Here is a 9,146-nt window from a genome sequence, read left to right as displayed (position 1 = left end):
TCCTGAGTATGAAATAGAGGATAACAGATTCGAGCAGTAAAATAACTATTTCACCAATCGAGTAAAGGAGTGCTTTCGATGGAAGGAAAATAGGAGCGATGAACCATAAATAGGGAATGGTAGCAAATGAAGTGAAAATTCCTGCAAAGATCACCTGTTTCCATGAAACATACTGCATCTCTTTTTTGAATATCCATTTTACAAAAATGATCAGTACAACCGATTCTACAATGATTGTATCAAGGAGTGCAAGGAGGAATTTCTGTTCGTATGCAGGCATTATTTATTCTGTGAGCTATCAGACGAACTTCCGTCTGTATCACCAAATGGTGACCATTTCAGGTTTGGAATTTCAGGAAAATTATATTCGACTATTTCCTCTTCAGCCGGGCTGAAATATTGAATCTGTTTGCTGAGATAAATAATGATCTGATCACCCACAAAACCTGCAATCTCATAATCAGAGATCCGGGCTTTCAGTGTTTCATAATCCGGAACCCAAATATCACCTGGATCAATCGCGCTGGTTATAAAAAAGATATTCGGATCGTTCGTAACCTGTTTGAAATAGGCGTCACCCCACAGTTCCGGTCCGATATCCGTTTTGATAACAATATTCTCGATCCCGATAGAATCGACGTATTTTTTCTGTGCCCAATAAAGACCGAGATCGTTGAACTTATAGCCCTTATCAAGGCATTTTCCATTTTGAATTTCAAAAAATTGCGGGGAATCATAAGTTGGACCGACAATATAACCGAGAATAGTTATCTCGGGATAATCATCAAGGTTGGTGAAACGCACACAATTGTCCACCGGATGCATATCAGATGGAGCAACATCCGAGAAAACAAGGAATGGGATGAAACACATTATTAAAAGGACCAATATTTTTTTCATGAGATACTCCTTTTGCTTATTACCAGTAACCGCTTTCAAGGAAACGCAGAAGGTTCATGGTCTCTGACTTCTCGACGAGCCGTAGAATGGAATCCTCGTCATTGAACCTGCGTACATCCTCGATATTTATCCATTGTAAATTAAATGATTCGTCTGAAACACGGAAGGGTTCTGTCTCATCAGCATCAAAGAGAAATCGCACATCATAATGAAAGTGATTGGGAAAATTCTTTCGTTCCGGGATCGCATGCACGTCCACATCAAAAATGTAGAAACTGAGTGGTTTTACCGAATGAAGTCCGGATTCTTCTTCTGCTTCCCGGAGTGCGACGCTGAGGATATCGCCCGAACCGTCTGCATGTCCTCCAAGTTGTAGCCACTTTTCTAGTTTAATATGATGAGTCATCAATACTTTTTTTCGTGATGAATCAAGAATCCATGCAGAACCTGTCACATGCCCCGGAAGGTTTTTGTTATGAAAACCATTCTCATTTCGAGAAAGGAATGACAGCATTTGGTGGTGCTTCGCTCGCTCCTGTATATCGAAGGGCGTATATACTGTAAGCTGTTCTATTAGAGATTTTCCGTACATAGGACTTCTTTATTTTGATCTTAAATTCATAAAATATGCATATTCATCATGTCAAGAATATGAAAAAAAACCTCCCTGCAGGAACAGAGAGGTTTATGAAATTTTGTAGAAATTCTATTCAATAAAATTTATTGAGTCATCTACCTGCATGCAGAATTCGGTTAAAATGCTGATGGCACTTTCCACATCATCCATTGAAATCACTTCTGTGTATGTATGCATATAGCGGCAGGGGATTGCTATCAGACCTGTTGCCACGCCTGCACGAGTAATCTGGATGACATTTGCATCGGTGCCGGTTGGTCGGGCAGCAGCTTCGATCTGGTACTTGACCTTGAGTTTTTTTGCGCTATCGACAAGCATATCGAAAACTTTATGATTGATGTTTGGACCGCGGACAATAGGCGCACCGTCGCCAAGCCCGATCTCTCCAACCTTTTTCTGATCGACGTCGGGTGTGTCGGTTGCATGAGTTACATCAAGGGCAATTCCAATATCAGGATCGATACCGAAGGCGGAGGTCTTTGCTCCACGAAGTCCGACCTCTTCCTGAACGGTTGCAACACTGTATAGAGAAGCCTTGAAATTCTTCTTTTGCTTGAATACATTCTTCATTACTTCTGCGGTAATGAATGCACCGATCTTATCATCGAAACCGCGTGAAACGTAAAGGTCTTTTCTGAGTTGTTCAAAGTTCGTATCATAGGTTATCGGATCGCCGATCTCCACAAGCTTTTGTGCTTCTTTTTTATCTTTAGCACCAATATCGATATACAACTGATGGGGTTTCGGTACTTTTTCACGATCTTCGCTATCGAATAAGTGGATCGCTTTTTTTCCTACAACGCCAAGTATATCGCCTTTTCGTGTGTGGATACGGACTTTTCTTCCGGGTATGATACCGATATCAAAACCGCCCAACCTGTTAAAATAAATAAAACCTTTTTCACTAATAAATCCGACCTGAAAACCAAGTTCGTCCATATGACCTGCAAGCATGATACGTGGAACCTTGTCGGGATTAACAACAGCGATTGCATTGCCATGGACATCGCTTTTTATTTCGTCGGAAAATTTCTTCATTTCATCAAGCCACGCCTGACGCACTTTTTTTTCATAACCTGATGGGGAGGGGAGGTTCATCAAAGTTTCGAGGAACTTCAGGGATTGTTTGTTCATTACATTTTCTCCTTCTGGGCTTTTTTCTCTTTCCCATAGACAATTGCAAGAATGATGTATGAGATGCCAAATATGATAAAGAGTATGCTGGACATAATAAATGGGGGAACAGGATGAAGGTTTGTTGTTTTCTGCAGTGCAAAGATCTGCCAATCGGGTATTGCAATATCATCCCTTACAAGAATGTATGATTCGTCTTTATATTTTACTCGTGAATCTGAAATAGAAATCCCAAGTGGTTCAAGGGGCTCTTCTGCGAATTGCTGAGTTGCTCGTAACTTATTACGCTCATCAACGGTGAGAGGTTTAATGCTTTTAAACAGCCATGATTTTTCTGTTGAAGAGAAGATGATCCCTTCCGGTGAAATAATACCGGCAACGATGCCGTTCGTATAATTTTTCAGCACTTTATCGAATCGATCAAGAGCAAGCGTAATGACTACAACACCTACTGGATTACCGATATTATTGGAATGAATCGGTGCGCTAAAGTAGAGTCCGCGTTCTTGATCGGTTACACTCAAGGCAGGATAGACACATTCAACTCCCTGGATAGACTGCTGGAAATAAGGACGGAAGTTCAGGTTTTTACCTGTCAGCATATAATCACATGGAGGTGTGCAAACAAGTACATTTCCGTCAACATCCATGATATACACATTTGTCGCATTGAGCATGTATTTGATCGTGTTAAGGACGATGAGTATGTCATGATCGTTCACGAGGTTGGGGGAAACATTCCATTCCTGGATCATTGGATGTTCTGCTATGAAATGTGTAGCATCTTTAACTTCCTGAATTGTCTGTCCCAAAACTTCTTTTGCTATTTCAGTATCGGTTTGCAAGGCATCCTTTACGAGTCCACTTCTATAAGCCATAATACCAAAAAAAACAAGTGAAATAAAAAGCACACCAATGATCACCAGAAACGTGGCTTTCCAGTTCATATTCTGATCTTGTTGATAATCCATCATAGTAAACATCGAGTCTCCTCAAAAATTTTATTTTGGAAAAATTATGGTAAACTTTGTGCCCTTAGTTTTATCAACGTCAATATTTCCTTGCAATTGACGCACCAAACCCGAAACAAGCTGTAAGCCGAGTGTTGTGGTATTTTTAAAATCAATATCTTCGGGTAAGCCGATTCCATCATCAGCAATCGTAAGAACATACGAATCATCACCCTGAGGATGCATAACGATCTCGATGGTACCCTCGCTGTCATCCGGGAATGCATGTTTGATCGCATTCATGATCAACTCATTGATAATAAGACCGCAGGGGATTGCTTTATTAATGTCCATCTCAACATCTTTAACGTCAATAGCTGTTTCTACGTTCGTATATTCACGCCGGAGAATATTGTTCACAAGGTCATGGATATACTCGGAAAAGTCGATGCTTGAAAAGTCATTAGAACGATAGAGTTTCTCATGTACCAGAGCCATTGACCTGATTCTTTCCTGGCTGTCATTAAAGACATCAAGTGCTTTTTCATCAGATATATAACGTGTTTGTAAACTCAGCAGACTGGATATGATCTGCATATTGTTTTTCACCCGATGATGGATTTCTTTCAGCATGACATCTTTTTCTTTAAGTGAACTTTTTAGTTGGTCTTCAACCTTATATCGTTCCTCGATCTCGTTAAGCAGTCCACTGGTCATTTTACGTTTTGTATTATATGCATAATAGACAAGAAGAATAATAAAAACCAGAAAGATCAGAATAGCGATGAAAAGATATCTTAGGTTTTTTTGTCGTTTGAGTTCCAATATCTTTATTTCATTTTCTTTTTGAAGAAGACTGATCTCACGTTCTTTGTTTTCCAGATTATATTGATTCTCAAGATCAGAGATTCTCTTTCGTGCATCTGCCGAGAAGATACTATCTTTAATCGTCTGATGAAGCTCTCTGTATTCAAGACATTTTTCAAAATCTCCGTTTAACCGATAATACTGGGAGAGCCCATCATAACTCTCTTTGATCAATTCTTTCGCAGCAATATCACGTGCAATACTCAGACCAATAATGAAATGTGTATATGCCTTTTGATACTCATTCTTTTTAAGAAAGAGGAAACCCATATTGTTATTTGTATTTGCAATCGAATATTTATCATCTATTTCTTCAGAAAGTGCAAGTGACCGTTTATAATAATCGAGGGATTTAGAGAGGTCATTCATCTCATCATAAATAATCGCAATATTATTGTATGATGCTGAAATACCTTGTTTATTATCATTTTCGAGATCGGTTTGCATAGATTCTGTATAATACTGAAGTGCTTTTTCAAAATCACCAAGATCGTGATAGATAATGCCGATATTATGTACTGCAATAGCAACCCCACCCGAATCGCCGAGACTTCTATACATTTCTTTTGCTTTTTTGAGATATTCAAGGGCTTTATCGAGATTCTGCATTGCCTGGTAGACATTCCCGATATTATTCAAAGATGAAGCGACACCCTCTTTATCTCCAATATTTTCGTATCTGTATAAGCTGCGTAAATAATATTCGAGGGCTTTATCATATTTCCCATATGTATCATATACGCTTCCAATGTTTGTAAGAAGAAGCGCCATTCCGGAGACATCACCGAGATCTTTGTATGTATCATAGGACTGTTTATAATATCCGAGTGCTTGAGTTTGATCATTTGCAGTTTCATACGCAATCCCAAGATAATTTAGAATTCGTGCAAGTTCAGAAGTATTTTTGGCTAGAAGATAGGCATCTCGAGCTTTTTTAAAATGGTTGATCGCTTTATATTGGTCGTGTTTGAATTCATAGTAATTACCGATATTCTCTTGTGCTGCTCCTTCGCCGAATTTGTAATTATCACGAAGCGCAAATGTGAGTGCCTGTTCGGCATAATCGAGTGATTTTTGAGGATAATCTTGTAATACTTTGAATGATAATTTATTCAGAAGATCAACCTTGCCTGTGCCTATTGTTGTTTGAAGCTGTAGTTCGAGTTCGGATACTGATTCTTGCGCACATACAAAGACCGGGATCAACAAAAGAAGTAAGATTAATTTTTTCATCCGAAATTATGAAAATCCATTTTTTATTATTTGGTAAATTTCTGAAAATTTTGTCAAAGTATTATGTTTCGTCTAGTAGTTTGAGTTCTTTCTTCATCTTGAAATGCTGGATTTCACCAAAAAGAATATAACTTTCTTCTATGATGCTGTATCCGTTTTTTTTATAGAAAGGCACAGCATTTTCGCGCGCATTCAGGATAATACATTTTGCATTATGTTCCATTGCAAATTTCTCAAGCGACTGCATCATCAGGCTTCCTAAACCTTTGTGCTGATGCTTATCGTCAACAGCCATATATCTGATCTGTGCTTCTTCTGGATCATTGAAATGAAGACGGGCTACTCCGATGGGGTTGTTATCATGTTCACAAATCATAACATGAAAGCTTGTTTTATCGAGTTCATCGCGTTCAGTGCCGAGTGCTTGTCCCCACGGTTTTCGTAACATTTTCCATCGAAGAAAATAATATTTTTGAAAATCCTCATGAGTTACCGGACTGCAGACTTTCATATAATATCCTTTTTATGCATCCTTATGGGTTATGAGTAGAAAATGCAAGAAATTTATAATTTTCATAAGGAGTTTGACAAAGTTTACCGGATATTTGTCATTCAAAAAAATATTCGGTCGAGGTATGATTATGAAAACAAAATTGATGATATTAGGGTGCATGCTGTTCCTTGTTGCATGTGCAACAGTACATCATCTTGAGCAACCTCAGCAACCATCTATACCAGAAGAAGTCAAAGTCCAATATATCACGATGAATGGTGAGATCTCTGAGCCTAAGGCTGAAATTTCCGGGCTTGCGTGGTATAACGATTATCTTATCCTCCTTCCACAGTATCCACATATTTTTCCTTCGGAATATGACGGCTCGTTGTTTGCTATTCCAAAGGCTAAGATTGCTGAATATCTGAACGAAGTTCCCAATACACCGATAACTCCAATGCCGATAAGTCTGAACGCTCCCGGATTGAAAGATATCATAGATGGTTACGAAGGATTTGAAGCACTTGCTTTTTATGGGAATTCTGTGTTTTTTACTGTAGAATCGAGTCCCGATAAAATGATGGGTTATCTCTGTAAAGGAACTATTTCAGGTGATATGAAGACGATCAATATCAACATAGATGAGCGAGTAGAATTACCTCCTCGTGCATCAGTAGGCAATGCAACAGATGAAACAATTATTGTAACCCCGGATAGAGTAATTACTGTTTATGAGTGGAACAGTATGGTGCTAAAGAATACACCATATGCTTATGTGTTTGATCATTCTCTAAATCTTATTGATTCTTTAACAATACCCTATGTCGAATATAGGATTACCGATGCTACACAGCTTGATGAAGATGACAATTTCTGGGTAATAAACTATATGTGGTCAGGCGATTATGGTAAAAACTATGATCCGGATGATCCGATTTCTAAAAGTTTTGGGAAGGGTGAGACACACATGAAATATAAAACAGTCGAACGCTTGTTGGAGTTCCACTACTCACCAAAGGGTATTACTCTTGTTAAACAACCACCAATACAAATCGAATTGATCGATGATGATAATTCTAGGAACTGGGAAGGTATTGTCCGTTATGGTGACGAGGGATTCATTATTGTAACTGATAAATTTCCATCCACTATTCTTGGATTTGTAAGAAGACCGTAGGTGATGATGAAAAAAACAATTTTCATAATAATGCTTGTTTCCATTTGCTCCTTTCTGAATGCTTTTATACCGATACCTATTGATGAATATTATGAAGAAGTGGCATTGCTGAAAGGAGAAGAACTTAAGTCTGCTTTACACGATCTTATAAAAGGTCATGTCATGTATCCGTATTTTAGTGATTCAACGGTAGCGACAAAAGATATCATGATCGAAGCTGATGCTGATCTTGAGAATCCTGGTAACATTATCCTATTCTACTCTGGACGTTCTCAGAATGCTGAATTCAGGGATCATGGCGACGAATTTAACTACATGATAGAGTATGGAATCTCGCATGACGATTCGTGGAACAGGGAACATGTGTGGGCAAAGTCCCATGGCTTTCCGAACATGGCGGATACTGCATATACAGATGTTCATCATCTACGACCTGCAGATCGCAGTGTGAATGGCGCTCGGGGTAACCGTGACTTTGACTGGGGTGGTTATTCATTTGATGAGGTTGATGGCTGTTTTTTTGATTTTGATTCATGGGAACCCCCGGATAGAGTAAAAGGCGACGTTGCCAGGATGCTCTTCTACATGGTCGTTCGATACGAAGGCGATAATGACACGTATGATCTCGAACTTCTTGATAAGACCGGAACCTATGGACCAAGGTTCGGTAAGCTGTCGACACTCTTGCTGTGGCACGAGCTTGACCCGGTCAGCGAGCAAGAACGGCATAGAAATGATGTGATTTACTCTTATCAGCACAATCGAAATCCGTTTATTGATCATCCAGAGTTCGTAACTGAAATATGGGGTAAACCTGAACTGGATCCTACTGTAAATATATCGGAACTGGAGTTGCGTTTTGGAAATCAGAAAACCGGCATTCAGTCTTATCCGATAAAACTCGTTGTGAGTGGATATAATCTTGAAGATGATGTCATGGTCTCAGTTGAAGCTCCATTCTTTTTTTCAACTAAGAAAGATAATTCCAAAATTACACAATGCCATTTCACGCCAGAAAATGGCTTCCTCAACGAAGAGTTGTTAATATACTTCGAACCTTCGGATAAGATAGATTATGAAGATGCACTTCTTGTTTATACTAATAGTTCAAAAGAAAACTCAATTATACTGAAAGGTCATGGTATCGACCCAGGTGCAGAAATTATCCTAAACAGTTCATTTGAAGATGGAACCGATGGTTGGACAACCTATAGTATTTCAGGAAATGAAGACTGGTATCATTCTTCATATGGAGAAAGATATTTTATGAAAATGGGTGGATTCAAAGCTGATGAACCATGCGTTGATTGGTTGATTTCACCGACGTTAAATTTACATGATTTTCATGATATCATTCTTAGTTTTGAAACTGCAAAGAATTATTCTGATGTTACTCCAGGTCTTGAAATATTCATTTCGAAAGATTATATAATAGGCAAAAACTCATTGGACTATACTTGGTATCCTCTTGAAGCTTTATTGTCAGAAGGTCATTATGAATGGAAGCATTCGGGATATATTGATATTTCTGAATTTGCTACAAGTGATGTTCATATAGGATTCAAATATACAAACTCGAGTCCATCAAAGGCGACATCATGGGAGGTGGATGATGTGGAGGTGATCGGGGTTAAAAAACATGAGAAATAAATACAATAAATTTGACAGAATTAACCTTTAGGTTAAATTTTGTATGAAAGTGAAATATAATAAAAATAAAATTATATTATTGATACAAGGTCAAAAAGCTGATAT

Annotated in this window: 9 protein-coding genes; 2 read left to right on the top strand and 7 right to left on the bottom strand. The window is 38.4% G+C overall.

Annotated features, from left to right (window positions below; translation table 11 throughout):
- The 7 genes from JW794_06955 to JW794_06925 all read right to left on the bottom strand — a co-directional run.
- The coding region (locus JW794_06955; protein ID MBN2017845.1) for a hypothetical protein at positions 1-280 on the bottom strand (280 nt) is incomplete at its 3' end.
- Entirely contained in the window at positions 280-900 is a 621-nt protein-coding gene (locus JW794_06950) for a hypothetical protein (protein ID MBN2017844.1), read from the bottom strand. The genes JW794_06955 and JW794_06950, both read right to left, overlap by 1 nt.
- A 19-nt stretch (positions 901-919) precedes the next feature.
- On the bottom strand, positions 920-1,492 hold the full coding sequence (locus tag JW794_06945; GenBank protein ID MBN2017843.1) for an NUDIX hydrolase: 573 nt from the start codon (positions 1,490-1,492) through the stop codon (positions 920-922).
- A 114-nt stretch (positions 1,493-1,606) separates the two neighbouring features.
- Positions 1,607-2,671 (bottom strand): M42 family metallopeptidase, encoded by a 1,065-nt coding sequence (locus JW794_06940; protein MBN2017842.1) that lies wholly within the window; start codon positions 2,669-2,671, stop codon positions 1,607-1,609.
- Positions 2,671-3,654 carry a hypothetical protein gene (locus JW794_06935; GenBank protein ID MBN2017841.1) on the bottom strand — a complete coding sequence of 328 codons (984 nt, stop codon included), beginning with the start codon at positions 3,652-3,654 and terminating at the stop codon, positions 2,671-2,673. The genes JW794_06940 and JW794_06935 overlap by 1 nt, the downstream gene beginning before the upstream one ends.
- An 18-nt stretch (positions 3,655-3,672) precedes the next feature.
- Positions 3,673-5,721 carry a tetratricopeptide repeat protein gene (locus JW794_06930; GenBank protein ID MBN2017840.1) on the bottom strand — a complete coding sequence of 683 codons (2,049 nt, stop codon included), beginning with the start codon at positions 5,719-5,721 and terminating at the stop codon, positions 3,673-3,675.
- Positions 5,722-5,782: 61 nt separating this feature from the next.
- A complete protein-coding gene (locus tag JW794_06925; protein ID MBN2017839.1) occupies positions 5,783-6,232 on the bottom strand; it encodes a GNAT family N-acetyltransferase in 450 nt (149 codons plus the stop codon).
- A 130-nt stretch (positions 6,233-6,362) separates the two neighbouring features.
- On the opposite strand from JW794_06925, the gene JW794_06920 reads away from it, so the two are divergent.
- On the top strand, positions 6,363-7,391 hold the full coding sequence (locus JW794_06920; protein MBN2017838.1) for a hypothetical protein: 1,029 nt from the start codon (positions 6,363-6,365) through the stop codon (positions 7,389-7,391).
- Between the two features lie 6 nt (positions 7,392-7,397).
- Complete coding sequence (locus JW794_06915) at positions 7,398-9,041, top strand: endonuclease (protein MBN2017837.1); 1,644 nt, start codon at positions 7,398-7,400, stop codon at positions 9,039-9,041.
- Positions 9,042-9,146 lie beyond the last annotated feature (105 nt).

The organism is Candidatus Cloacimonadota bacterium (genome assembly GCA_016932035.1).
In the GTDB taxonomy this organism is placed as follows: domain Bacteria; phylum Cloacimonadota; class Cloacimonadia; order JGIOTU-2; family JGIOTU-2; genus Celaenobacter.
This window is presented reverse-complemented; position numbering and strand designations above follow the sequence as displayed.